This window comes from Corynebacterium sp. 1103A (assembly GCF_055700955.1).
Genome location: NZ_JASTTF010000001.1, coordinates 21,542 through 46,949, shown reverse-complemented (window position 1 = coordinate 46,949; position 25,408 = coordinate 21,542). Strand labels below are relative to the sequence as shown.

22 protein-coding genes and 3 tRNA genes are annotated in these 25,408 nt (G+C 67.5%); 15 read left to right on the top strand and 10 right to left on the bottom strand.

Annotated features, from left to right (window positions below):
- The first annotated feature begins 109 nt into the window (after positions 1-109).
- The 6 genes from QQS52_RS00230 to QQS52_RS00205 all read left to right on the top strand — a co-directional run bounded on the left by QQS52_RS00230 (position 110) and on the right by QQS52_RS00205 (position 6,736).
- Positions 110-1,135, top strand: coding sequence for a 3-isopropylmalate dehydrogenase (locus tag QQS52_RS00230; RefSeq protein ID WP_472772031.1), 1,026 nt, complete (start codon positions 110-112; stop codon positions 1,133-1,135).
- 91 nt (positions 1,136-1,226) lie between these two features.
- A complete protein-coding gene (locus tag QQS52_RS00225; RefSeq protein ID WP_472772030.1) occupies positions 1,227-2,813 on the top strand; it encodes a cell wall-binding repeat-containing protein in 1,587 nt (528 codons plus the stop codon).
- A gap of 10 nt (positions 2,814-2,823) precedes the next feature.
- Positions 2,824-4,683, top strand: a complete 1,860-nt coding sequence (locus QQS52_RS00220; RefSeq protein ID WP_472772029.1) for a DUF294 nucleotidyltransferase-like domain-containing protein — start codon at positions 2,824-2,826, stop codon at positions 4,681-4,683.
- 53 nt (positions 4,684-4,736) lie between these two features.
- A complete protein-coding gene (locus tag QQS52_RS00215; RefSeq protein WP_472772028.1) occupies positions 4,737-5,372 on the top strand; it encodes an exonuclease domain-containing protein in 636 nt (211 codons plus the stop codon).
- 50 nt (positions 5,373-5,422) lie between these two features.
- Entirely contained in the window at positions 5,423-6,217 is a 795-nt protein-coding gene (locus QQS52_RS00210) for a fumarylacetoacetate hydrolase family protein (RefSeq protein ID WP_472772027.1), read from the top strand.
- A 36-nt stretch (positions 6,218-6,253) separates the two neighbouring features.
- Complete coding sequence (locus tag QQS52_RS00205) at positions 6,254-6,736, top strand: hypothetical protein (RefSeq protein ID WP_472772026.1); 483 nt, start codon at positions 6,254-6,256, stop codon at positions 6,734-6,736.
- On the opposite strand, the gene QQS52_RS00200 is transcribed toward QQS52_RS00205, so the two are convergent.
- The 8 genes from QQS52_RS00200 to QQS52_RS00165 form a co-directional block, all read right to left on the bottom strand.
- Positions 6,733-7,836, bottom strand: coding sequence for an isochorismate synthase (locus QQS52_RS00200; RefSeq protein WP_472772025.1), 1,104 nt, complete (start codon positions 7,834-7,836; stop codon positions 6,733-6,735). The two genes, QQS52_RS00205 and QQS52_RS00200, sit on opposite strands and share 4 nt — an antisense overlap.
- Positions 7,837-7,847: 11 nt before the next feature.
- Entirely contained in the window at positions 7,848-9,179 is a 1,332-nt protein-coding gene (locus QQS52_RS00195) for a hypothetical protein (RefSeq protein ID WP_472772024.1), read from the bottom strand.
- 107 nt (positions 9,180-9,286) lie between these two features.
- Positions 9,287-10,165, bottom strand: a complete 879-nt coding sequence (locus QQS52_RS00190) for an anchored repeat-type ABC transporter permease subunit (RefSeq protein WP_472772023.1) — start codon at positions 10,163-10,165, stop codon at positions 9,287-9,289.
- A 2-nt stretch (positions 10,166-10,167) separates the two neighbouring features.
- Positions 10,168-10,908, bottom strand: coding sequence for an anchored repeat-type ABC transporter ATP-binding subunit (locus QQS52_RS00185; protein ID WP_472772022.1), 741 nt, complete (start codon positions 10,906-10,908; stop codon positions 10,168-10,170).
- Positions 10,901-11,809, bottom strand: coding sequence for a choice-of-anchor M domain-containing protein (locus tag QQS52_RS00180; RefSeq protein ID WP_472772021.1), 909 nt, complete (start codon positions 11,807-11,809; stop codon positions 10,901-10,903). The genes QQS52_RS00185 and QQS52_RS00180 overlap by 8 nt, the downstream gene beginning before the upstream one ends.
- A 69-nt stretch (positions 11,810-11,878) precedes the next feature.
- Complete coding sequence (locus QQS52_RS00175) at positions 11,879-13,372, bottom strand: anchored repeat ABC transporter, substrate-binding protein (protein ID WP_472772020.1); 1,494 nt, start codon at positions 13,370-13,372, stop codon at positions 11,879-11,881.
- Positions 13,372-14,958, bottom strand: a complete 1,587-nt coding sequence (locus QQS52_RS00170; protein ID WP_472772019.1) for a TIGR03773 family transporter-associated surface protein — start codon at positions 14,956-14,958, stop codon at positions 13,372-13,374. Before QQS52_RS00170 ends, QQS52_RS00175 begins: the two co-directional genes overlap by 1 nt.
- Positions 14,959-14,982: 24 nt before the next feature.
- Positions 14,983-16,104, bottom strand: a complete 1,122-nt coding sequence (locus QQS52_RS00165; RefSeq protein ID WP_472772018.1) for a choice-of-anchor M domain-containing protein — start codon at positions 16,102-16,104, stop codon at positions 14,983-14,985.
- Positions 16,105-16,319: 215 nt separating this feature from the next.
- Here QQS52_RS00165 and gltX point away from each other — a divergent pair, with 215 nt between their 5' ends.
- The 5 genes from gltX to QQS52_RS00140 all read left to right on the top strand — a co-directional run bounded on the left by gltX (position 16,320) and on the right by QQS52_RS00140 (position 19,630).
- Positions 16,320-17,813: a glutamate--tRNA ligase gene (gltX, locus tag QQS52_RS00160; protein WP_472772267.1), complete on the top strand. Its 1,494-nt coding sequence runs from the start codon at positions 16,320-16,322 to the stop codon at positions 17,811-17,813.
- 170 nt (positions 17,814-17,983) lie between these two features.
- Positions 17,984-18,055, top strand: a tRNA-Gln gene (locus QQS52_RS00155).
- A gap of 39 nt (positions 18,056-18,094) precedes the next feature.
- Positions 18,095-18,167, top strand: a tRNA-Glu gene (locus QQS52_RS00150).
- A 580-nt stretch (positions 18,168-18,747) separates the two neighbouring features.
- Positions 18,748-18,820: transfer RNA gene (locus QQS52_RS00145), tRNA-Glu, on the top strand.
- 168 nt (positions 18,821-18,988) lie between these two features.
- Positions 18,989-19,630: a DedA family protein gene (locus QQS52_RS00140; RefSeq protein WP_472772017.1), complete on the top strand. Its 642-nt coding sequence runs from the start codon at positions 18,989-18,991 to the stop codon at positions 19,628-19,630.
- Position 19,631: 1 nt separating this feature from the next.
- Here the strand turns inward: QQS52_RS00140 and QQS52_RS00135 are convergent, their stop codons facing one another.
- On the bottom strand, positions 19,632-20,315 hold the full coding sequence (locus tag QQS52_RS00135) for an IclR family transcriptional regulator (RefSeq protein ID WP_472772016.1): 684 nt from the start codon (positions 20,313-20,315) through the stop codon (positions 19,632-19,634).
- 51 nt (positions 20,316-20,366) lie between these two features.
- On the opposite strand from QQS52_RS00135, the gene leuC reads away from it, so the two are divergent.
- Genes leuC through QQS52_RS00120 form a run of 3 tightly spaced genes read left to right on the top strand, consistent with a single transcriptional unit; the run spans position 20,367 to position 23,289 of the window.
- On the top strand, positions 20,367-21,791 hold the full coding sequence (gene leuC, locus QQS52_RS00130) for a 3-isopropylmalate dehydratase large subunit (protein ID WP_472772015.1): 1,425 nt from the start codon (positions 20,367-20,369) through the stop codon (positions 21,789-21,791).
- Between the two features lie 41 nt (positions 21,792-21,832).
- On the top strand, positions 21,833-22,417 hold the full coding sequence (leuD, locus tag QQS52_RS00125) for a 3-isopropylmalate dehydratase small subunit (RefSeq protein WP_472772014.1): 585 nt from the start codon (positions 21,833-21,835) through the stop codon (positions 22,415-22,417).
- A gap of 23 nt (positions 22,418-22,440) precedes the next feature.
- Positions 22,441-23,289 carry a hypothetical protein gene (locus tag QQS52_RS00120; protein ID WP_472772013.1) on the top strand — a complete coding sequence of 283 codons (849 nt, stop codon included), beginning with the start codon at positions 22,441-22,443 and terminating at the stop codon, positions 23,287-23,289.
- A gap of 3 nt (positions 23,290-23,292) precedes the next feature.
- Here QQS52_RS00120 and QQS52_RS00115 read toward each other — a convergent pair whose 3' ends face one another.
- A complete protein-coding gene (locus QQS52_RS00115) occupies positions 23,293-24,291 on the bottom strand; it encodes an NUDIX hydrolase (protein ID WP_472772012.1) in 999 nt (332 codons plus the stop codon).
- Positions 24,292-24,408: 117 nt separating this feature from the next.
- Here QQS52_RS00115 and QQS52_RS00110 point away from each other — a divergent pair, with 117 nt between their 5' ends.
- Positions 24,409-25,404: an NAD(P)H-dependent glycerol-3-phosphate dehydrogenase gene (locus tag QQS52_RS00110; protein WP_472772011.1), complete on the top strand. Its 996-nt coding sequence runs from the start codon at positions 24,409-24,411 to the stop codon at positions 25,402-25,404.
- Positions 25,405-25,408 lie beyond the last annotated feature (4 nt).

The following is a 25,408-nucleotide window of genomic DNA, read 5'->3' as shown; positions in this document are numbered from 1 at the left end:
TGATGTCTAGGCGGGGTGGAAGCTGGCCCGCGAACAAAAAGGGCCGCTGGGCCACCGGGTTTTGCTACACTGGGTCAAAGTCCATTATGCGGAATAGGAGTCTCAGTATATGAAACTGGCGGTTATTGGCGGCGACGGAATCGGCCCCGAGGTCACGGCGGAGGCCTGCAAGGTGCTGCGCGCTGTGCGCTCGGACATCGAGGTCACCGAGTTTGACCTGGGGGCTTCCCGCTACGTGCGCTCCGGCGAGCTTTTGACCGAGGACGACCTGGCGGCCCTGCGTGAGCACGACGCCATCCTGCTGGGTGCTATCGGCGACCCGGCCCGGGTGGCGCCTGGCGTGCTGGAGCGCGGCCTGTTGCTGAAGCTGCGCTTCGCCCTCGACCATCACGTCAACCTGCGCCCGTTCACGTCACGCGCCGGCGCGGCGAGCAGCCCCTTGGCCAACCCGGGCGATATCGACCTGGTGGTCGTGCGCGAGGGCACCGAGGGGCTCTACTGCGGCAACGGCGGGACCCTGCGGGGAGGCACCCGGCACGAGGTGGCTTCCGAGATCTCCCAGAACACCCGCTTCGGCGTCGAGCGGGTGGTGCGCGACGCCTTCGCCCGCGCGCAGGCCCGCCGCGGACACCTGACCCTGGTCCACAAGACCAACGTCTTGGTCAACGCCGGTGGCCTCTGGCAGCGCACCGTCGACGAGGTAGCCCGCGAATACCCGGAAGTCACCGTCGACTACAACCACGTCGACGCGGCCACCATCTACCTGGTCACCGACCCGGGCCGCTACGACGTCATCGTCACCGACAACCTCTTTGGCGACATCCTTACGGACCTAGCTGGCGCGGTCACCGGCGGCATCGGCCTGGCGGCCTCCGGCAACATCGACGCCTCGAGGGCCAATCCCTCCATGTTCGAGCCCGTCCACGGCTCCGCGCCCGACATCGCCGGCAAGGGCGTGGCCGACCCGACCGCGGCCATCCTGTCCGCCGCGCTGCTGCTGCGCCACCTGGGCGACGAGGACAATGCCGCGCGCATCGAGAAGGCCGTGGCCGCCGACGTTAGCGCGCGCACGGGTGCCCCCATCGTGACCGCCGAGGTCGGCGACCGCCTGGCACGAGCCGTGTGCGCTGGCTAAACCCTCCCGGCTCCGCCCAGCGGCCGACAACCGCGGGGGAAGAATGCAGGAAACTGCATACAGACCCCGGCCAGCTTGTAAGATGATCACGATGGCTACCAAGGCACTGAATTCTTTGTCCCCTCGCTCCCGCCGCACCCCGCGGGCGACGGCAGCGCTCATCGTCGCCGCGACCGCGCTGGGGCTGGCCTCCTGCGCCGGTGGCGACGGCTCCTCCGGCTCCGAGGACGGCGCGAGCGGCCCCGAGGGCGCCAAGGAGCTGGCGGCCGACTCCCGCGAGCTCGTCGCGGACGAGAACGGCAACGGCGTGGCTACCACGCGAGCCTTCTTCGACTCGGCCTCCGAGGTCTTCGTCGCCGGCGAAGACCGCAACGCCCAGGCCAGCGCCGCCGATGCCGCCGTGGCCGCCGGCGCCCCCATGCTCGTCGTGCGCGGCGAAGGGACAGCGCGGGATGGCAACGTGGCCGCCGTGGCCGAAGAGATCGAGCGCCTCGGCGCGGAGACCGTCCACGACTACGGCGCCGGCCTGAGCGATGCGGACCTGGCAGACGGGGTGTCGATCGAGGCGATCGAGGACTTCGGCACCCAGGCCGCAAACGCGGCGGATCCCTTGGGTGAGGTCAAGCGCATCGCGGGCCTGGACAGCGAGTACGACGTGCCGGCCGCGGCGCTGATTTCGGCCCAGACCGCCGAGGAGGAAGGCGGGGTCGCCCTGGCGGCGACGGCCCGCTCCGCCGGTGCCGAGGTGCTCGGCGTTCCGGTCGCCGACCCGCGCGCGACCAGCGAATCCATGCAGGCACTCGCGGACGGCGCCGTGGTCGGCCTAGGCAAGGACTTCGACTCCCAGGATAAATTCGACGCCAGCGCCGAGCTAGCCGCCGCCGGGGAGCTGCCGGGCGGCGGCGGGCTGGTTTTCCCGGGCCGCCGCATGGTGGCCCTCTACGGGCACCCCTCCGGAGGCGCACTCGGTCTGATGGGGGAGCAGCCCCCAGCCGAGGCCGTCGACCGCGTGGAAAAGCTGGTCGACGAGTACCAGCCGCACACCGACTACCCGGTCATGCCGGCCTTCGAGATCATCGCGACGGTGGCCTCCTCGGAGCCGGGCTCGGATGGTGATTTCTCCAACGAGGCGGATCCGGACGAGCTTATCCCGTACATCGACGCCATCACCGAGGCCGGCGGGTACGCCTTCCTGGATCTGCAGCCGGGCCGGGCGCGCTTGCTTGACCAGGCGAAGCTCTACGAGGACCTGCTCAAGCGCCCGAACGTCGGGCTGGCCCTGGACCCGGAGTGGAAGATCGGCCCGGTCGAGCAGCCCATGGGGCGCGTCGGCCACGTCGAGGCCCAAGAAGTCACCGAGGTTGCCGACTGGCTGGCCGGGTTGGTCCGCGACAACGAGCTGCCGCAAAAGGGCCTTATCGTCCACCAGTTCCAGTTGCAGATGATCCGCGACCGCGAGACCATCAACACGGATCACCCGGAGCTGGCCTTCATCCTGCACGCCGACGGCCACGGTGGCCCGGATCAGAAATTCGACACCTGGAACACCATGCAGCAGGGCCTGAGCGACGACTACTTCATGGCGTGGAAGAACTTCATCGATGAGGACGCACCCACTTTCACCCCCGGGCAGACTTATGATATAGAACCGCGCCCCTGGTTCGTCTCGTACCAGTAACCTAGCTCACATGAGCGTGGAGATTACCGAGGTCCGCACCTTCCTAGCTGCCCACGAGCCCTTCGCCCGCCTGCCGGGCGCGGTGCTCGACGCCCTGCCCGCGCGCTGGACCATGCGCTACGCCCGCCGGGGCGAGGTCTTCGTGGAGCCGGGCGCGCCCAACGATTTTCTCTACGTCGTCCGCTCGGGCGCCGTGGACATCATGGACGCCGACGGGGTCCTGCTAGACCGGCGCGACGCCGGCCAGTGCTTCGGATATTCCACGCTGGTGGGGAAGAACTCCTCCCGCTACCGGATGGAGGCCGTCGAGGACAGCCTGGTGCTGGCCCTGCCGCGCGCCGGCTTCACGGAGCTCGCCCAGCGCCACCCGGACGTGGACCGCTATTTCTCCTCCCAGTCCCGCCGCATCCGGGCGGAGGCGAAGAAACTCACCGACACCGAACACGCCGAGATCCTGCGCCAGCGCGTGACCGACCTGCCGCTGCAGGAGCCGGTCACAGCCGCAGCCGAAGTGGGCATCGCCGATGCCGCCCGCCGCATGACCGAGCACAACGTCTCCTGCCTGGTGGTCACCCATCCCGCCGACGGCAGCGCGCGCGGGATCGTCACCGACCGGGACCTGCGCGCCCGCGTGGTGGCGGCCGGCATCGACCCGGCCCAGCCGCTGTCGACAGTGATGACTGCACCGGTGGCCACGGTGCGCCCCGACAGCCTCGTGATGGAGGCACTTTTGGTCATGGCCGAAAAGTCCATCCACCACGTGCCCGTGGTCGATGGAGAGCAGGTGGTGGCGGTCCTGCTCCAGGCGGACATCGCGCGCACGCTGCAAGAAGACCCGCTCTACGTCGCCGCGGACTTCCACCGCTGCGAGGCCGGCGACGAGCTGGCCCCTGCCTTCGCGCACTCGCGCCAGCTAGCCGCCCGCTACGTGCGCCGCAACGCCTCCCCGCAGGAGACCGCCGGGGTGCTGACCTTGGGCGCGGATGCCCTGGCCCGGCGCCTGTGCACCCTCGCCGAGCGCGAGCTCGGTGCGCCGCCGGTGGATTACGCCTTCGTCGCCGTCGGCTCCCAGGGCCGCCGCGAGGTCGGCTTCGCCTCCGACCAGGACAACGCGCTGGTTCTGGCCGGCGACTACGACGAGTCCCGCCACGGCGAGTACTTCGCCCGTTTCTCCGAGTTCGTTTGCCAGGGGCTGGCAGACGCCGGCCAGCCACTGTGCCCGGGCGATATGATGGCCAGCAACCCGGAGTGGCGGATGTCCGTGGGTGCCTGGGACGCGACGTTCCGCCGCTGGGTCCAGGCCCCGCAGCCGGACGCACTGCTCCACGCCCAGGTCTTTTTCGACCTGCGGGCGGTGGCCGGCAGGGCGGAGCTGGCCGCCGGGGTCCACCGCGGGGCCGTGGCCGCCGGACAGGCCTCCCGGCGCACGCACGCCCACCTGGCCAGCCTGGCCGCCCGCCGCGAGCCGCCGCTGACGTTTTTTAAAGGCTTCGTGGTGGACCGTTCCGGCGACTACGCGCACACCCTCGACGTGAAGAAGGGTGGGCTCGCCGCCGTGGTGCAGATGGCCCGCCTGTACGCGCTGGTTACCGGAAGCACGGCCGTCGACACGCGCAGCCGGCTTGCCGATGCCGTCGGCCAGAGCGTCAGCCAGCAGGGTGCGGCCGACCTGCGCGACGCCTTCGACTACCTGACCAGCATCACCCTGGAGCACCAGGCCGGCCAACACGCCCGCGGTGAGCAACCGGACTACCACCTGTCGCCGAAGGAGCTTAGCCGCAACCAGCGTGAGCACCTGCGCGATGCCTTCCAGATCATCAAGGGCCAGCAAAACGCCCTGGCCACCAGGTACCCGGTCCGCAATATTTAGCCCGCGCGCGAGAAGACCGTGAGAAGACCACGAGAAGACAAGGAGGCAGGCCCATGGCGTTTTTTCGCCGCCCCCGCCTGGAGTTAGGCGCTCCGGCCCGGTCCACGCCGCTCCAGGAGCTGGAGCTGCTGGCAGTCGACATGGAGACCACCGGGCTGAACCCGGGCCGCGACCGGATCGTCTCGGTCGGCTGGGTGCCCGTGCGCGGGCGAGTCATCGACTTGGCGGGAGCCGGCTACCACGTCGTGCGCGGGGCCGAAGTAGGCGAGTCGGCCACCATCCACCTGCTCACCGACGACGCCCTGGCTAGCGGCGAGGCCGAAGACGAGGCCCTGGAGTCTCTTTTCGCCGCCCTGCGCGGGCGGGTGCTGCTAGCACACTTCGCCGGGCTGGAGGTCGGGTTTGTGAACGCGGCGGCCCGGCGCCACTTCGGGCGCGTGCCGCGCCTGGAGGTGGTGGATACCTTCGGGCTCGAGCGCCGCCACATGGAACGGATGGGGACGTACCCGCGCGGGGAGGACCTGCGCTTAGCAAACGTGCGTGCGCGCTACGGTTTGCCGGCCTACGGCAGCCACAACGCGCTGGGCGATGCCCTGGCCTGCGCCGAGCTCTACCTGGCGATTGTCAGTGGGATGCGGGTAGGTACTCTCAAAGAGATCCAGCGCGGAGTGCAGATCAAAGGAACCTAACAGGGGGGATTAACAAAGTTGCAAAGGAGTCCATGAGTACACTATGCGTCATGCGTTTAGGACGAATTGCACACCCAGAAGGAATCTGTTTCGCCATCATCGAGGGCGAGGACGAACTCGTCGCCAAGGAAATCGCGGACACCCCGTTTACCACCCCGAAGCCGACGGGCCGGGAGTGGAAGCTGGACGAGGTGCGCCTGCTGGCCCCGACGCTGCCGACCAAGGTTGTCGCTTTGGGCCGCAACTACGCGGACCACGTGGCCGAGGTCTTCAAGGAGTCCGCGGAGCACCTGCCGCCGACTATCTTCGTCAAGCCCTCTACGGCCGTCATCGGCCCCGGCAACCCCATTAAGATCCCGGATTTTGCCACCCGCGTGGAATTCGAGGGCGAGCTGGCCGTGGTCATCTCCAAGCCGTCGAAGAATATTAAGGCTGAGAACTGGCGTGACCACGTGCTGGGCTACACCATCTGCAACGACGTCTCCTCCCGCGACCTGCAGTTCTCCGACGGCCAGTGGGCCCGCGCCAAGGGTATTGACACCTTCTGCCCGCTGGGGCCGTGGATCGAGACCGACCTGGACACCCTGGATCTGGACAACACCAAGATCAACGCCTACCTGACTCACGAGGGACAGCGGGAGCAGAAGCAGGACTCGAACACCAACCAGATGATCGTCAAGATGGGCGGCATCCTGGAAGAGATCTCCGCTGCGATGACCCTGCTGCCGGGCGACGTCATCACCACCGGCTCGCCGGCCGGCACCGCCCCGATGACGCCGGGCGATCACATCGAGATCGAGATCCCGGGCATCGGCTCGCTGACCAACCCTATCGCGCGCGCTTAAAGACCGCGTCCATCGCGCGACGGTAGGCTGTGGGGCATGCAGCACAACAAGCGCGCAGACCCCCCACGGCCCGCCCGGCCGACAGAATTTCGTCGCGGTCTACGGCCACTCCGAGCAGGTCTGGTCCGGCAACCCGATTGCGGCCCTGGTCAGTTTCTTAAGCGATGCCCCCCCGACACCGCCGTCTGCGTCCGGCTGGAGGCCATCGACTTCCGCGATTTTTCCGCGCGCGGCGAGACCTTCGATCTTGCCAGCTGCCACTACAGCACCCTGCCCGCCGAGGCGGAGCCCCTCCACGCTCTCGAGGACGCGTTTGCCCCGGGAAGCTACCAGCTCTTTGTCCACCACTTCGCCGACAGCGAGGGCGCGGCCTTGCCGGCGTGGGTGCGCGATCGTCTATCTGGCCTCGAGGTCTTAAGCTTCGAGTCGCGCCAGCGCAGTGTCAGCCACGGTGTGGGCTCCCATCACCACGAGGACGTGGCGTGGATCGCTCAGCGGCCCGCAGAGGAGAGCTCCTAGAGGCCCAGCGCGGCCAGGATGGTGCGCAACTTGGCCGTGGTTTCTTCCAGCTCCGTGTCCGGGTCCGAGTCCGCCACGATGCCACCTCCGGCCCAGGCCCGCGCGCTCATGCCGTCGCCGGTGACTTCGGCGCAGCGGATGGCCACCATGTATTCGCCGTCGCCGGTCGAGTCGCACCAGCCGACCGCTCCGGCGTAGAAGCCGCGATCGGTCTCCGCGGTGTGGATGAGTGCTTCGGCTGCGGCCGCCGGGCTCCCGCAGATGGCCGGGGTGGGGTGTACCCGCAGGGCCAGCTCCAGCGCGTTGGTGGAAGAATCCGCCAGCGTGCCGGTAATCGGGGTGCCCAGGTGCCACATCTCGGTGGTGCTCAGCAGCTGCGGGGTCTCCGGGCAATCCAGGTGCGAGCACAACGGCTCCAGGATGTGCCGCAGGTGCTCGACTACGAAGGCGTGCTCGGACTGGTCCTTCGCGGAGCCGCGCAGGGTCTCGGCGGCGCGGGCATCGGCGGCGGCGTCGGCGTGCCGCGCCGCGGAGCCGGCCAGGGGGAAGGCCGAGACGGTCGAGCCCTGCTTCTTGATAAGGACCTCGGGCGAGGAGCCGACCAGCATGGCGCCGGTGCGGCCCGCTGGGGTTAGATCCGCGATGAATCCGTCGCGGTGGGAGGAATTATCGATAAGCCGCGCGGCGACCAGTCGTGGGTCGACGGGTTCCGCGAAGCCGATATCGACGGCGCGGGCCAGCACGACCTTCTCCAGGCGGGAATTCTGGATGGTGGACACGGCGGCCTCGACGCGCCGCAGGTGCTCCTGCGGTTCCGGATCCACCCCGAAGATCTCCGCGTTGAGGTGGCCGCGCCGGTAGTAGGCGTGCGGTTCGAGGGGGCCGTCCTCGCGGATGATAGACCGCGGCACCGTCAGGGCGGCGGGCTCGTCCGCGTTGAAGGGGATAGCCCCGACCACCATCTCGTGGCGGGACTCGCGCAGAGCTTGCGCCGCCTCCCACGGGTCCGTGTAGGACTGCGCGCAGCCCTGGGTGCGCACGGACCCCGTGGCGCGCGAGAGGAGGAAGTCGGGCGCGGTCGATGGCCGGTTTTCATGCATGAAATAATATTTTAGTCACCCGGCTGCGTTACCGCGGAATCAGCTCGGTCCTGCCGGCGCTGCCGCCAGTAGACCGCGAATACGAGGTAGGTGCCTACTAAGAAGGCCACCACGCCCATCCCCGCGAGGAGCCCGGACCAGAAGCTGACCTTGTCCATGGTCAACCCGACCGGGACCGGCTGCTCGGTGGCCGGGCTAGACGCCGGTGCCTGCGGGCCCGCCGCCGGCGGGGCCGGTTGCGTCTCCGGATCCTGAGTCTCGGCCGGCTTGGCCCTGTCCGGCTTGCCCGCAGCAGGCTTTGGCGCTGCGGCTTTCGCTGTCTTCTTGGGCGCGGGTTTAGCCGCGGCCCGCGGACCGGTAGCACCCGCACCGCCAGATGTCGAAGGTGCTGGCTTCGGCCGAGCCGCGCCCTGTGTGCTGCTTCCCGTCGTGCCGCGTGCGGCCTGTGACTCCCCTGTTGCCGGGGCGGACGGGCTGCGGTGGCCGCCTGCCTGCGTTCCCGGGCGGGCCGGGGTGCTGGGCGAGGCCGTTGCCGGGGCGCTGGAGGCCGAGGCGTCCTTGTCCGCCTTCTTGCCCACTAGGGCCAGGGCCTTCTTCTCCGTATCGCCGACGGCCTTGTCCAGGGCCTGCAGCTCCTTGTTAATGCCGTTGAGGTCGCGGGCGATAGCCACGGGATCCAGGCAGCCCTGCGAGGCGGTGACGTCGATGGTCCCATCCGCGGTGTTGGTACCAGATGGGCCGTCTTCGACGAGAAATCCGACGTCGAGCACCTCGGGCTGGATGTTATCCCCGGCGAAGTTAAAACGTAGCTGGTAGTAGCCGGGCTCGCTGAAGGCAAAGCCCACGGGCAGCGGCTCATCCCCGTCCAGGGTGGCCTCGCCGGCGGTCTGCTCGGCGCTATCGAAGAAGGGCTCGGCGGCGGCATCGTCAGCGCGGGTGCTCCAGGCAGCGACGCGGGCCGAGTCGGTGGGGCGCTCAGCGACCTCCACGTGCACGGCTGTGCGGGCGCCGGCGTCGGCATCGGGGGCGGCCAGACGCAGGTGGCTGCCCGGGCTGGCGGGGGAGAGCACCCAGGTGGTGCCATCGAACCCGATGGAGTCTGGTGCCTGCCGGGTGCCAGCGACCCGGAAGGTGGCCGCACCGGAGGCCAGCGGGGACTCGCTGGAGTCGGTGGAATCAAAGACGCCGGTGGCCGGCCCGTCCACGGACTCGTAGAGCGCCAAGGCCTGCTCGCCGTGGCTAATGCCCCGGGTGGTGGCCGGGTGCTCGCCGCGCTTGAGCAGCGAGAGGGTACAGGGTTCGCCGTCGGCACTCGGTTGGCTGGTTGGTTCTGCCGTACTCACCCCCGGCGCGACAGTAATTGCCACGTAGCAGGAGCAGGCCGCCAGCACCGGGAGGAGGCGGCCGGCACGCCGTCGGGTGGCACAGAGCGATGGGGTAGGAAGAGTTGTCACGGTGTTTGCACGCTTTCTAGTCGTTCGTTGGCGCGGCGGCGGCCCTTGAGCGGTGCCAGGGCCCACACGCATAAGAACAGGGCGGTCAGGGTGAGGACGATGGTGGCCCCGGCGGGCAGATCGATGGCCCAGGCCAGGTAGATGCCCACCACGCTGCCGGCCGCGCCCAGGGCGGCGGCCAACCACAGCATGGGGGTCAGCCGGTCGCAGACCAGCCGGGCGGTGGCCGCCGGGGTGATGAGCAGGGCGAGCACCAGCACGTTGCCCACGGTGTTGACGGAGATGACAATCGCGGCGGTAATGGCTAGGTAGAGCGCGATATCTAAGGCCATAACCGGCAGGCCCAGCGCACGGGCGGATTCCCGGTCCAGGCAGACCGCGCGCAGCTGCGGTCCGCAGGCAAACAGGAAGGCGCCGACGGCCGCAGCCACCCCGAGCGCGATCCCGATCTGGGACGCGGAGGTGCCCGTCAGCGAGCCGAAGAGGAAACTGGTCAGCGACGCGGTGTAGCCCTCCTGCCGGGAGATGATGACATTGCCCAGCGCAAAGGCCGCGGCGAAGAAGATGCCGATGACCGCGTCGGTCTTGAGGCTGTCGCGGCGGGAGAACAGCGCGATGAGTACGGCCACCACGCCGCCGGCGACGGCCCCGCCGGCCAGCAGGGAGACCTGCAGGCTAAAGGCGATGGTCAGGCCGGGGAAGACGGCGTGGGAGACGGCGTCGCCGATAAACGCCATGCCGCGCAGCACGACGTATCCGCCGACCAGGCCGCAGACCACCGCGGCGACGACCGCGATGATGACTGCTCGCAGGAGGAAGGACAGCTGCGGGTTGGCCAGGTCCGCGAAGAACTGGGCGATAGAGACCTCGAGCATGCCTAGCTCACCCCCAGCGCCGCTAGTAGCGGGGAAGTGGTGCGCACGCCGAAGGCCTCAACCCAGGCTGCGGGATCCGCGCGGACCTGTGCCACCGGCCCGTCGGCGACGACGGTGCGGTTGAACAGCACCAGGCGCGGGCAGGTGTGGACGGCCTCGGCGAGGTTGTGCGTGGACATGACAACCGCGGTGCCCTTGGACACCAGGCGGGCGAACAGGTCGAGGAGCTGCTCGATATTGGGCGCGTCCAGGCCCGTGAAGGGCTCGTCGAGGACCAGCAGCTCCGGCTCGGTGGCCAGGGCCCGGGCGATGAGCACGCGCTGGCGCTGCCCGCCGGACAGCTCCGCGATGGGGCGCCGGGCCAGTTCGGTCAGGTTGGTCTGTTCCAGCGCGCGGTGGGAGGACTGCCGGTCGCCGCGGCCTGGGCGCTTAAACCACCCGATCAGCCCCACGCGGCCGAGCAGGACGGCCTCGTAGACTGTGCACGGAAAGGACCACTCCACCTCGTGGCGTTGGGGGACGTAGCCGAAGCGGCGGGTGAGCCCTACCGTGCCGCGGTGGGGAACAAGCCCCAGGCAGGCGCGCATGAGGGTGGTCTTGCCCGCCCCGTTCGGGCCCAGCAGGCCGACCAGCTCCCCGCGGTGAATGCGCAACGACGCGTCCTGCACCACCGGCCGGGCGCCGAAGGAAACCTCCACCCCCGTCGCGTCGAGGACCGGCTTTGTCTCCTGCAGGTTAGGCATGGTCGTGCCCCTTTCGCCGGCGCAGCACTACCGCGACGACCGCGAGGACCACCAGTGCTGCCACCGCGAGTCCGGCGCCGATAAGCCAGCGCGGGGCGGGGCCGTCCTCGGCGCCCGTGCGGGCGGCAGCCGGGTCCCACTGCGCCTGATGCGCTTGGGCGGGGTCCGCGTCCGCTGCAGAACCGACGGCGAAGCTCAGGATACCGTCGGTGCTCAAGTCCTCGCCGCTGCGGGTCTGGGCGTGTAGTCGGATACCCACCTGGTGGATGCCGGGCTGCGTGAAGACCCAATTGGCGTGGGTGTGCGTGCCGGAATCCACCCAGAAACTATCCGTCTTGCCCGCCTTCGTCGACCAGAGGACCTCGGGCGGCTCGAAACCGCCGTTCTGCAGGAAGAGGGAAAATTCACCCGGGCCACTGTGGCCCAGAAACTCCATGTCCACGCCGCGGTCGACGGCCTCGACCAACGAGGGAGCCTGTGTGTTCCACCCCAGCCACGGCACGTCCGCGATCTCAGTCTGGGGCACGGTCCAGACCGGGGAGGAGCCTTCCGCACCGACGAAGGAGAACTCGTCGTTATCCGGCACGGTTAGCTGGGCGGCATCGCCGACGCGGAAGACCACGTCGTCCAGGTGGCGCCAGACCGGCTGCGGCTGGGAGTCGTCGCGGGCGAGAAACTCGGCCTGCCCGTCGATGACCTGGGCGCCGATGTCAACGTGCCCGTGGTCGATGGTGACCTCTTCCCCGGCGGGGGCTATCGTCTCATTGCCCTCGACGACCTGGGCCAGGTCCCCGGCCTGGGCGGGCCAGGCGGTAGGGCCTACAGCAAGGTAGGCGACGGCAGCGGCAGCCACCAGCGCGCGGGTAGCGCGCAGGCAACGGGTGGGATGGATTCGTGTCATGGTCATAAGTCCTTTTGCTTCTAACTCTTGTGGGGAATGGGTGCGGGCGGTGCGGGAGACAGCGGCCGGCTAGGTCAGGCACCGGCGTAGGCTCTCGGCGTTGAAACGCATCAGGTTGAGGTAGGTGGGGACCTGCTCGTCCAAGGTGTCGCCGTAGATGGGGCACAGCTGCACGCCGGCCTCCCGGGCGGTCTGCTCGAGGATGCCGGCACCGCCGGTACGGTTGGGCTCGATGAACACGGCCGGCACCTGCAGATCTCGCAGCGTGCGCCGCAGGGCCATCACGTCGCGCGGGGAGGGCTCGACGGACTCGCTCGGGGTGACAAAGCCCGCGACCTTGAGGCCGTAGGCCTTGGCCAGGTAGCCGTAGCCGTCGTGCGTGGTGACCAAGTGGCGGTGTGCGGCCGGGATTCCGGCCAGCGTGTCCTCCACGAAGCTGTTCGTCTCCGCCAGCTTTGCCTGGTAGGCCGCCGCCCGAGCCCGGTAGGCCTGGCCGTGGCTGGGATCGCCCAGCGCCAACTCGTCGGCTATGACGTCCACGAAGGCTCTCGCGTTGCCCAGGTCGTGCCACAGGTGCGGGTCGAGCTCGCCGTGGACGTGCTTGCCCAGCACCGCCTGCGGGAGGAGGTACGTCTCCTGCCCGGGCCTGCCCAGGAAGCGGTAGTGCGGATCCGGCGGGATGGGCTGCAGCGTCGACGAGGGCACGGCGATCACTACCTCCTCCGGGGTCCAGACCCGGTCCCGGTCGCGCAGCTCCAGCCGGCCGGCGTCGATATCGGCCGCGATATCCACGTGGCCCTCGTCCAGAACTTCGGCCCCGGCGGGCGGGGCTACACCCACCGCGACGGTCACGGTGGCGGTCACCGGGTCGGCACCTCCGGCCCGGGCGCTCAGCCGCAGCTGGTAGAGCCCCGGCTCGGAAAACGCCCACGATAGGTGCGTGTGGGCCGAGTTGGGCAGGCGGGTCCCGGAGCCGTCGCGCGCGGAGTCGAAGACCACCTGCGGGGCGCCGAAGGTGCCCACGATATAGGCGGCCACCGCGCCGGGCCCGTCGGCGCTGTCCAAGCGGAACTCGACCTCGTCGCCGGCGGTGGTGTAGGCCGACTTTAGCCCCAGCCAGATGGCATCTAGGGCGACGTTTTCGACCAGCGGGATGACCTGCGCCCCGCGGGCGCGGGCCTGCTCGGCGACCTCCACGACCGGATGGGCCGAGGTCTGCTCCAGCGTGCTGGTCAGCGCGGCCGGCTCCAGCAGCAGACCGTTGGCCAGCGCCACGTCGGCGTGGGCGGCCTCCCGCACCGTCCGCAGGCTGGGCTCGAAGGTGTGCGGGTCCCGGCCCGGCGGCACCAGGCTGGTCACCGTCGCGTCCGGCCCGGCGACCTGGCGCGCCATATCCGCAAGGATCGGGGTCGTGGCCACCACCCGGAGCTTCTCCGGGCCATCAGATCCCGCCGACGGGCCGGGTGCGCACCCGGCCACGAGGAAGGCCCCGCACAGCAGCGCCACCCTGGCCCGGCAGGCGGTGCGGTAAGGGCGCTGGCGGCCCGGGTCGTACCGGGCCATTAGCGGCGTCCTTCTGCCAGCGCCCAGCGCGCCATCCCGATGCCGAGGACCGCCAGGCCGATGCCCAACACGGCGATGGCCGTATTCATCAACGAGGCCCCCGTGTTGGCCAGGGTGCCACCGGCCGCCGCCGTCGACGAACCGGTAGCCGTACCCTGCCCTGTAGCCGCGCCCGCCGCCGGCTGGGATCCAGAAGAACCGCTACCCGGGGCGCAGGCCCCGCCGTCCGGGTTGACCTGGCCGCCTAAGTCGAAGTGGCCCTCGGTGAACGCGCCGGCAGGGGCCTGGCCGCCGACCACGAAGGTCAGCGTGGCCTGCCCGGAGACGTCCTTGCCGTTGGTCAGGCGGGCCGACTGGGAAATCGTCACCCGGTAGGTGCCGGGCTCGCTAAAGAGCCAGTTGGGGTGGACGTGGGTATTCGGGTCGATGGTGGTGGACCTGGACGGGGTGTTGCCTTCCGCCCGGAACCATTCCTTGCCCACGATCTGGCCCAGCTGGCCCTGCGAGTAGACCATCATCGCGCCGGGACCGGAAAACTCGGTAAGCTCCCAGGTCACGGGTCCGTCGAGGTGCTCCAGCATGGTCGGGTGCTGGGTGTTGGCGCCCAGCCAGGGCACCCCCGGCTGCTGCGTGGAACCGATCATCCACGCCGGGCCGCGGCCCACCGGGCCGATGTCCTCGGGCAGGTCGGCGCGGGCGGCGTCGGAGAGGTGGAAGACGGCATCGTCGGCCGGGACCCAGCGCGCGGGGGACGTGGAGTCGTCCTTGACTTGCGGCTGGATCCCCGGCGTGCAGTGGCCCGGCTGCCCCTTGTCCGCCGCGGCTGCCGGCGAACCACCGCGTGCCCCGCGCTCGGAAGAGGCGTCGTCCTGCCCGGCCTGGGCAGACCCACCGCTTTCCGATGCCGCCTCGCCCGCACCCGCGTCCTGATGCTCGCCGCCTGACTCGCCGACCACCCAGGTATAGGTCTGCGGGCTGCTCTCGGCGCCGTCGGCAGTAGCGCGCACAGTCATCGTGTACGTGCCCGGTTCGCTAAAAGCCCAGTTGACGTGCCGGTGCGCCGGGGTCTGCTGGGAGATCACTGACCCGGAAGCTAGCTCCAGGCCCCCGTCGGTGGTCACCCCGCCCAGGTCACCGAAACCGGTGGATTCGAAAGCGTAGACCGCGCCCGGCCCGGTGACTTCGTCGAAGTTCAGGTCGACCTGCCCGAAACCGCCGTCGCGCACGGGTTGGGTGTCCCAGCCCGGCCAGAGCAGGTTCGGGTCCTGGGTCTGCGGCAGCAGGTAGGTGCTGGCGCCGATGCCGTCGACGGATTCCGTGGCGTCAGTCCAGGACTGCTCGTTGACCTGCAGGGTTACCTCTTGCGGTGCCCGGACCACCCCGGAGCCGGTGACGTCCTCCTTCAGCGCCAGATCCAGCTCGCCGCCGTTGGCGGTGACGTAGAAGGCATCGACGTGCCCGGAATCAAAGGTGATGGCCTCGGCCCGGGCGGCGGGAAGGACCCCCGCAAGCAGAACAAGAAAGACCGCGGCGACCAGCGCGCCCACGTGGTGGCCGGCGCGGCGGGTGTAGTGCGCAACTCGCATGGAAGTTACCTTTCGGAAAAGCGATTATCGGATGGTTGTTGAGCGGCCAAGCCCGGCCAAGAAGCGCTCGACGGCGGTGGCTACCCCGGGCACGTGCCGGAAGACGAAGCTGACCGCGGCGCCGACCACCCCGAGGACTGTCAGCGGCACGAACAGCGCCAGCGGCTGGAAGGAGGACAGCACCACATCGCCCGTGCCCGGCTGCTGCGGGCCCGGCTGGGGCCTGGGGTCTGGTTTTGGCTCCGGTTCGGGTTTCGGATCCGGATTCGGCCGGGAGCCCTGGTCTGGGGCTCCGTTTTTCACGCAGTCGTCGACGGCGTCGTCGCCCACGGCGAAGCTGAGCACCTGCGGGCGCGAGCTGACCTCGCGGCCGTCGGTGGTGCGCGCCCGGAAGCTGACGGCGAACTGGTACCAGCCCGGCGTGCTAAAGGCCCAGTTGGCGTGCACGTGCGAGGCCATCTGGGTCTCCACGGTCGTGTCCTTGGCGCGGGAATCGGCCAGCACCGCCACCTCGGAGCCCAGGCCCTGGTTGGTAAACAGGCCCCAGCTCGCCCCATCCGGGACGTGCACCGGGTCCAGCTCCAGGGTGACCGAACCCTCCGCGTAGGCGCTGTAGTCCAGCTTCTCGGTGTTATAACCCGGCCAGATAACGCCGTCCTTTTGGGTCTGCGGCAGTAGGAAAAACTTTTTACCCACCGGGCCCATGAAGTCCAGGGCCTTATCCGCCATGTCCGGGGTCCGGGTGCGCTGCGCGTTATCGCGCACGCCCAGCACCACCTCGTCCAGTCGGTGGACCGGGTCCTTCTTCCCGGTCAGGCGCGTGTCGTCCTTCAGGCCGACGTCGAAGCCCTCCGCGCTTGGCGATGCCGCCACATCCACATGGCCTTTATCCAACAGATAGCGCTCGCCGCAGCGGGCAGGAGTCTGGCCGGGGACAACCGTCTTGGGCCGGGCGGCATCCGCGCCGGCAAGTGAGACGGTCTTTTCGAACGTCCCGGTCGGGGAGTAGTCCTCGGTGATGACCGCCTCGGTGGGGGTCTGCGTTGCGACGATCTTGCCGTCGTCGGGCCCGGCTAGAGCAGTCGCGGGCGACAGGAGGGCAGGGGTGAGGAGTAGAGCGATGCAGCGACGCCGGAGTGTAGCCACGGTTGGGAAAGCCTTTCTTCAGTTTGGGTTTTCACCCTAGATTAAAGAAAACGGTTTCCAATCCAAATAGTCTACCCCTGCGGTGCGGTGCGACGGGGCCCTGACGACGACTAATGAATACCATCCCCAATAGTGGCGGGGGTAGCGCCGTGCGGGTGGTCCGGTGGCGCGTGGCGCACAGGCTCAGCGAATTGCGGGCCGCCGGCTCGTCTACGATGGTGGGCATGAGTGATGTACGTGTACGATTCTGCCCGTCGCCGACCGGCACCCCACACGTGGGGATGGTGCGCACGGCCCTGTTTAACTGGGCCTATGCGCGCCACACCGGTGGCAAACTGATTTTCCGAATTGAGGATACGGACGCCTCCCGCGACTCCGAGGAGTCCTACCAGGCGATTATTGATTCCCTGACCTGGCTGGGGCTGGGCTGGGACGAAGGTATTGATGTGGGCGGCCCGCACGAGCCGTACCGCCAGTCCCAGCGCAAGGATATCTATGCCAACGTCCTGCAGAAGCTGAAGGACGCTGGCCTGGTCTATCCGGCCTATTCCACCGCCGAGGAGGTTGAGGCGCGCCACAAGGCCGCCGGCCGCGACCCGAAGCTCGGCTACGACAACTACGACCGCGAGCTGACCCAGGAGCAGATCGATGCCTTCGAGGGTGAGGGCCGCAAGCCCGTCTGGCGCCTGCGCATGCCGGAGCAGGACTGGTCCTGGACCGACCTGGTCCGCGGCGAGATGACCTTCAAAGCCGAGACGCAGCCGGACTACGTGGTGGCCCGCTCCAACGGTGAGCCGCTCTACACACTGGTCAACCCGGTTGACGACGCTCTGATGGGCATTACCCACGTCCTCCGCGGCGAGGACCTTTTGTCCTCGACCTCGCGCCAGTTGGCCCTCTATGAGGCCCTGAAGCAGATCGGCGTTGCCGAGTTCACCCCGCAGTTCGGCCACCTGCCGTTCGTGATGGGGGAGGGCAACAAGAAGCTGTCCAAGCGCGACCCGCAGTCAAACCTGTTCAACCACCGCGACAACGGCATCATCCCGGAGGGCATGCTCAATTATCTGTCCCTGCTGGGTTGGTCCCTGTCCGCAGACCAGGACATCTTCGGCACCGACGAACTGGTCAAGAACTTCGACGTCCACGACGTGCTGGGTAACCCGGCCCGCTTCGACCAGAAGAAGCTCGAGGCTATTAACGCCGATCACATCCGCCTGCTGGAGCCGGAGGAATTCGCCGTCCGCCTGCGCAACTACCTGACGGAGTATACTGACTTCCCGGCCGACTACGCCCCAGAGAAGTTCGCCTTCGCCGCCGACCTCGTCCAGACCCGCATCAAGACGCTGTCGGATGCCTACGGCCTGCTCAAGTTCCTAGTTACCGCCGACGAGGATCTAGAGCTCGACGAGAAGTCCGCCCGCAAGAACCTCAAGGAGGATGCCGTCCAGTCCCTCGAGGTCGCCGTCGCGACGCTGGAGCCCATCGAGAGTTGGACCACTGAGCCCATTGAGGCGGCCCTGTCGAAGGCTCTCATCGAGGATCTGGGGCTCAAGCCGCGCAAGGCCTACGGCGCCCTGCGCGTAGCCATCTCCGGCGCTGCGGTGTCCCCGCCGCTGTTTGAGTCCATGGAGCTGCTCGGCAAGGAGTCCACGCTCAACCGCCTGCGGGCCGCCCTTGCCAAGACCCCGTGGGAAAGCGCGCAAGCCTAAATCCACACGCTGTAATTCGTCCGCGGCAGGCACACTAGAAATAGCACTAAAAACCGACTCTAACCAGGCGATTTGCTAGTGTGCCGCCGGGGTGGTTATAGTTATTAACCGTTGCAGCGAGCGGTTGCGAGAGACTTAATAATCTTCCAACCGAAAAGCACGGCAGCAATTGGCCTATGGTGTAATTGGCAACACAGCGGTTTCTGGTACCGTCGTTCTAGGTTCGAGTCCTGGTAGGCCAGCAGTGATAAAGGGGTTTAAACCTGGAGTCACAGTCCTATGCCCCGTTCGTCTAGCGGCCTAGGACGCCGCCCTCTCACGGCGGTAACACGGGTTCAAATCCCGTACGGGGTACAAGTCGGAAGGCGGTCAGTTTTACTGGCCGCCTTCTTTCGTGTCCACGGGGTGGTATTAACCTACCCCAGACCACTGCCGGGAAGGCTCAAGTTGCCGGGCCCGGTGGGGTAGGACCACCCGCCATTTTCGGGACTTTCCTCCAATCGCTTCCATCCCCTCTGAGCTGGTCATATACTAGTGCTCAAGACGTTAGCCGAAAGATAAGGAGATTGGATGAAAGCTTCTTTCCGTTTTAAGCGCAACGAAGATTTATAGCTCGTGAACATGCGGCATTGCCATAATTCATAACTTCCCACCGCGACTATTGCACGAAGTACAGGAGCTAAACGAGGATGAATCTCGACGCAGAAACGAAATCCCAGTGCAGCGTAGCTGAGGATCCTTCGGGCCGCTGACAGTCAGACAGACTGCAAGCGAAATAACCACTGATTCGATTCGCATCCGGCCGAGCAGAAGGAACTGTCACTGCCGCACTGGGATTTTTATATTCTCAGCTGCTGATTTGTTGATGCTTGGCGCATAGTTTAGAGTAATTCAAGTCCGCAACGCACAGCGCTCGCTGCTGTGGACAGGCTAGGCCCCGTTCGTCTAGCGGCCTAGGACGCCGCCCTCTCACGGCGGTAACACGGGTTCAAATCCCGTACGGGGTACAACGTAAAAAGCCCAACCCGGCCCGTGTTGGGCTTTTTCTTTTGCCGCCAGCTGGCTGCGAATGTTCTGGGGACTTGCCCGCAACGGCGTATTTGCCTTTGTCTAACGGGGCGCGGGGGAGTAGAGCTAAAACGTGCTCCATATTCCTGCCACAGAAGGGATGCGACGTGCATCTTAGCGATCTCATGGACGCGGGCGTTTTGCTCCAGAATTTTGGGGGCTGGGCGCTCGCGGGCCTGGCCCTGGTCATCTTCATCGAGTCGGGCGTGCTCTTCGCGTTCCTTCCCGGCGATTCCCTCTTGGTCACCGCGGCCATCCTCCGCGACGACCTAGGCCTGAGCGTCCCGCTTATCCTTTTGGTCGGCACGGTGGCGGCCTTCCTGGGTGACAAGGTGGGCTTCTGGCTGGGGCATACCTTCGGCCGCCGGCTGTTTAAGCCGGTCGCGAGGATCCTGAAGGTAGAGTACCTCGAGCGCGCGGAGGCCTTCTTTCGCAAGCACGGACCACTGGCGTTGGTGCTGGGGCGCTTTGTGCCCATCGTGCGCACCTACGTGCCGGTCTCGGCGGGTACGGCCGCGATGCCGTACAAGAAGTTCGTGAGCTGGAACGTCCTGGGTGCGGTGGCCTGGATCGTCACCATGACCATGGTTGGCGTCCTCCTGGGCGGCATCCCGGGGATTGCTGACCGCATCGACGCCATCGTGCTGGTCATCGTGGGCGTCTCCGTGATGCCGGTGGTCATCTCCGGCGCGCGCAGCTGGCGCCGGAAGCCGGACGCTACGGCTAACGATGCCGAACCAGCCCGGTAGTCTACAACAGCGCGCCCAGCTTCCGGGCGGCGTCCTTGAGAGGTGAACCGAACTTAGCGGCGGGGCTGGGGCGGAAGCGCTCGGCTGAGCCGGAAACGGAAAGCGCGGCGATGAACGTGCCGGCCGGGTCGAGGACCGGCACGGAGACTGAGGAGAGGCCGGCCTCCCGCTCTTCGACGGACTCGGAGATGCCATTGCTGCGGGCGGCCTCGATATCGGCCTCGCCGAAGGTGGTGCCGCTGACGGTGGTGGGGGTAAACGCCGCGATGATGCGCGCCGCCGAGCCGGAGGTGAGCGGCAGCTGCCGGCCCACGGGCACGACGTTGTGGAGGCCAGCTTCCGGCTCCCGGGTGGCAATACAAGTGCGGGTGGTGCCGGTGAGCTCGTAGAGCTGAACCGATTCGCCGGTTTCCTCGAGCAATTTGTCCATGATCGGCCCGGCCGCGTTGAGTAACCGGTCCCGGTTGCCCGGCAGGGCGGGACCGGCGGTCCATTTACCCTCATCTGTGCGGGTTAAAATTCGGTGTGCTTCCAGTGCGGTTGCCAAACGATGCGCCGTGGCCCGCGGCAAACCGGTGGTCTCGCACAGGTCATTGAGGCTCGAGGGCCGGTTGGCGGCCGCCATCATGATGGCCACGGACCGATCCAGTACCTTGATCCCGGAAACTGCGCTATACTCTCCCATACTTTGAAATTTACGTCTCAAATTCTGAGATTTCAAGTGTGGAGGAAGAGTATGAGTCAAAAAGTGACGTTGGCAGAGAAGATCTGGCGTGACCACGTCGTCACCCGCGGCGAGAACGGGGCCCCGGACCTCATTTATATTGATTTCCAGCTCCTCCACGAAGTTACCAGCCCGCAGGCCTTCGAGGGGCTGCGCCTCAACGGCCGCAGCCTGCGCCACCCGGAGCTGCACCTGGCGACCGAGGACCACAACGTGCCCACCACCGGCATCAAGATCGGCGGGCTGAACGAAATCGCCGACACCACCTCGCGCACCCAGGTGTCCACCCTGCGGAAAAACTGCGAGGAGTTCGGAGTCCGCCTGCACTCGATGGGCGACGAGCAACAGGGCATCGTCCACACGGTCGGCCCGCAGCTGGGCATCACCCAGCCGGGCATGACCATCGTGTGCGGCGACTCGCACACCTCGACCCACGGTGCCTTCGGCTCCATCGCCATGGGCATCGGCACCTCCGAGGTCGAGCACGTCATGGCTACCCAGACCCTGTCGCTCAAGCCGTTCAAGACCATGGCCATCGAGGTCAAGGGCCAGCTGGCCGAAGGCGTGAGCGCCAAGGACCTGATCCTGGCGATCATCGCCAAGATCGGCACCGGCGGGGGCCAAGGACACATCATCGAATACCGTGGCGAGGCCATCCGCGCGATGTCGATGGAGGCCCGCATGACCATCTGCAACATGTCGATCGAGGCTGGCGCCCGCGCGGGCCTGGTCGCCCCGGACGAGACCACCTTCGACTATGTCCGCGGGCGTGAGTTCGCCCCGCAGGGCGCGGACTGGGACGCGGCCGTCGAGTACTGGAAGACCCTGCCCACCGACGAGGGCGCCAAATTCGACACCGTCGTCGAAATCGACGCCGACGAGCTGACCCCGTTCGTGACCTGGGGGACTAACCCGGGCCAGGGCCTGCCTCTGGGCTCCACCGTGCCGAGCCCGGAGGACTTCGGTGACGATAATTCCCGCGCCGCCGCCGAGAAGGCCCTGGAGTACATGGACCTGACGCCGGGCACCCCGCTGCGCGATGTCGCCATCGACACCGTATTCCTGGGCTCGTGCACCAACGCGCGCATCGAGGACCTGCGCGCCGCCGCCGAGGTTGTCCGCGGCCGCCGCATCGCGGACGGCACCCGCATGCTGGTCGTGCCGTCCTCTACCGTTGTCAAGCAGCAGGCCGAGGCCGAGGGGCTCGACCGCGTCTTCGCCGACTTCGGCGCGGAGTGGCGCACCGCGGGCTGCTCGATGTGCCTGGGCATGAACCCGGACCAGCTGCGCCCGGGCGAGCGTTCCGCGTCCACCTCTAACCGCAACTTCGAAGGCCGCCAAGGCCCCGGCGGGCGCACCCACCTGGTCTCGCCCTTGGTGGCCGCCGCCACCGCCGTGACCGGCCACTTGGCCTCCCCGGCCGACCTGCCCGCTTAAGCGCACCCGAGCCGACAACCGACACAGAGGAGTACATTCCGATGGAGAAATTCACCACGCACACCGGCACCGGCGTGCCCCTGCCGTATTCCAATGTGGATACGGACCAGATCATCCCGGCCGTCTACCTGAAATCCGTCAAGCGCACCGGCTTTGCCGATGCTCTCTTCGCCAACTGGCGCAAAGACCCCGCCTTCGTCCTGAACCAGGAGACCTTCCGCGACGGCTCCGTTCTGTTCGCCGGCGCCGACTTCGGGACCGGCTCGTCGCGCGAGCACGCCGTCTGGGCGCTCAACGACTACGGCTTCAAGGCCGTCTTTTCCTCCCGCTTCGCCGACATCTTCCGCGGCAACGCGGGCAAGGCGGGCCTGTTGGCCGGCGTGATGGCCCAAGAAGACATCGAGCTTATCTGGAAGCAGCTGGAGGGCGGCGAGACCACCGTGAGCGTCGACTTGGAGGCACGCACTGTCACGGTCGGCAGCAACGTCTATCTCTTTGACGTCGACGACTATACGCGCTGGCGCCTCCTGGAAGGCTTGGACGACATCGGGCTGACGCTGCGGGACGAGGACACCATCACAGCGTACGAGGGTAACCGCCCGTCGTTTAAACCAGAGGTGCGCTAGGAGTTGGAATATGCTCTAGTGTCATGACGACACCTGAGTGGAACAACTCCCACAACTACGGCCAAGGCTCCGGGCAAGGCTACGGCTACCAAAACCAGAACCCGAACCAGGGCGCGCCGTACGGCCAGCCCGGCTACGCCGGGGCCGGCCCGCAGGCCGGCTTCCAGCCGGGGACCGTTTACGCGCCCACCCCGCCGGACGCGCCCGGGGCCGTAGGCCAGGGCTTCAAAGGCTACTTCCAGAACTTCGGCCCCTGGTTCGGCGCCGCGGTGGTCTACCTGGTGCTGCAATTCGTCCCCATGATCCCGTTTACGTTCGTCATCGCGCTTTCCGGCATCCTCGAAGCCGAGGGCACCGCGAGCTCCGGCCCAATCGGTGCGACCGCTGCTTTTATTAGTTTGCTGCTGCTGGGCGTCTGCGTGTTTCTGGTGGGCCTGTGGATGTACGCAAACTTCTACCACGGCGCCGTCGAGGAGGCCAACGGGCAGCGCGTAAGTTTCCGCGGGCTATTCCGCTTTGACGGAGGCCGTGTCGGAACCATGGTCACGCTCGCCGCCTACGGGATCCTGGTGTGGCTGGGCTGCCTTTTGTTTATCATACCGGGCCTTATCATCGCTTTCTTGCTGTGCTGGGTCGCCGTGATTAAGGCCGAGGACCCGTCCAAGGGCATTGGCGAGGCGATGGGGGAGTCCTACCGCCTGTCCACCCAGAATATTGGCACCACGCTGCTGCTGGTCGTCCTGCTGGTGTTGCTGCAGCTGGCCGCGAGCCTCATTCCGATTGTCGGCAGCCTCGTGGTGCTGCCGGTGCTTTACTTCGCCTGGGTCTTGGCCTACCGCTGCCTGACCCAGCGCCCGGCCGCGCGCTGGTAGGCGCTAGCGCACGGGCAGCGGGCTGGCCAGGTAGTCCGCGCCGGTCAGCTCGCCGCCGTTAAAGGACAGTACCCACACCGAGGACTTTTTGACCTTCAGGTCGTCCACGTCGCACTTCAAAAACACCGGCTCCAGGCTGGCTATCATCTCGGGGATGGCCAGGCCCTGGCTCACGATGACGGGCGTGCCGCCCTGCTCAACGATGCCGTCGAAAGCCTCCCGTGCCGCCTCCTTGTCCTGCAGCCAGCCGTCGTCGCCTAGGCGCTCGTCCACCGTGACGTCGAAACCGAGCTCGGCGGCCAGGGGAGCGGCGGTCTGCTGGCAGCGGTCGGGCAGCGCGGAATAGATGGCCGTCGGCTTGTAGGGCGTAAGCATCGGTACGAGCATCTCCGCCTGGCGCAGGCCCTTCTTGTCCAGCGGGCGCAGGTTGTCGTCGCCGCTGAATCCCTTGCGCGGCAGGGCGCGGGCGTGGCGGACGTAGAGCACGCGGGTGGTCGGGGCCAGCCGCAGGCGCTTTTTCGCCTTCCACAGCACGTCTGCGTCCACCTGGTAGGACAGCCGGTTAATCGCCGCGTCCACGGTCATCCAGCTAATCTGGTCGACCTCGTCGTTGGGCGTGAACTCGCCGCCTTCGACCTTGCCCAGCCAGTAGTAGACCACCTTGGTCCGCCCCTGGACCGGGTAGGTCACCTTGCCGATGAGCTTGCCCAGCTTGATCTGGTAGCCGGTCTCCTCGGCGACTTCGCGCACGGCGGTCGTCGGCAGCGACTCGCCCGGATCGACCTTGCCCTTGGCCAGTGACCAGTCGTCGTAGTGCGGACGGTGGATGACGGCCACCTCCGGGTCGTGGGGGTTGCCGCGCCACAGCACCGCGCCCGCCGCCAGGGTGGTCCGGGCGAATTCCTTTGCCGGATCGGGGCTGATATCCTGGTGCCGCCCAGAAATAAAGACCTCGGACTGGCTGTCTTTGTCGTTTTCGTGCATGTTCTTGGGCTTGGGCATGGGCGTGGGCCTACTCCTTGCAACTGTCGGTAGCGGATAATTCTCGCGGTCCATCATAGTCCCGCGGTGGGTCCGGCTACACTGTTATTGTTCGTGATGTCTATGGAGGAGCGCTTAATGGTCCGAGTTGCAGTGATGGGGGCTGGTTCGTGGGGCACCACGCTGGCCAAGGTCTTCGCCGATGCCGGCAACAGTGTCCGGCTCTGGGTCCGCCGGCCGGAGTTGGCCGCCACCATCCGGGAGACCCACCGCAACGCCGACTACCTGCCGGACATCGAGTTACCCGCCACCATCGCCCCGACGACCGAGCCGGAAAACGCGCTTGTCGATGCCGATATCGTCGTCCTCGCCGTCCCCTCCCAGACCCTGCGCGAAAATCTGGACGCCTGGTCGCAGCACCTGCCTGAGGATGCCACCGTGGTCTCCATCTCCAAGGGCGTGGAGTCGAGCTCGCTGCAGCGAATGAGCCAGGTGATTGCGGACTCCGGCGTGGATGCCGAGCGCATCGCTGTGCTCTCGGGCCCGAACCTGGCCAAGGAGATCGCGCTGGAGCAGCCGGCGGCCACCGTCATCGCCTGCGAGGACGAGTCCCGCGCTCAGCTGGTCCAGGCTGCCGTGGCCACCAACTACCTGCGGCCGTACACCAACACTGACGTCATTGGCTGCGAGATCGGCGGCGCCTGCAAGAACGTCATCGCCCTCGCCTGCGGTATCGCCTCCGGCAAGGGCCTGGGCAACAACACCCTGGCCTCCCTGATTACTCGCGGCCTGGCCGAAATCAGTCGCCTGGGGGTGGAGCTGGGCGCCGATCCGCGCACCTTCGCCGGCCTGGCCGGCCTGGGCGACCTGGTCGCCACCTGCAGCTCCGAGCTGTCGCGTAACCGCACCTTCGGCTACCGCCTGGGCCAGGGCGGGACCCTGGAGGAGGCCAAGGCCGCCACCAACGGCCAAGTCGCCGAGGGCGTTATCTCCTCGGACTCGGTCTTCCGCCTGGCGCACCAGCACAACATCGACATGCCCATTACCCATTCGGTCTACGGCGTGTGCCACCGCGGAGTCGCCGTGGAGGAAATGATCGTCGCATTGATGGGTCGGTCCAAGAAGTCGGAATAGGCAC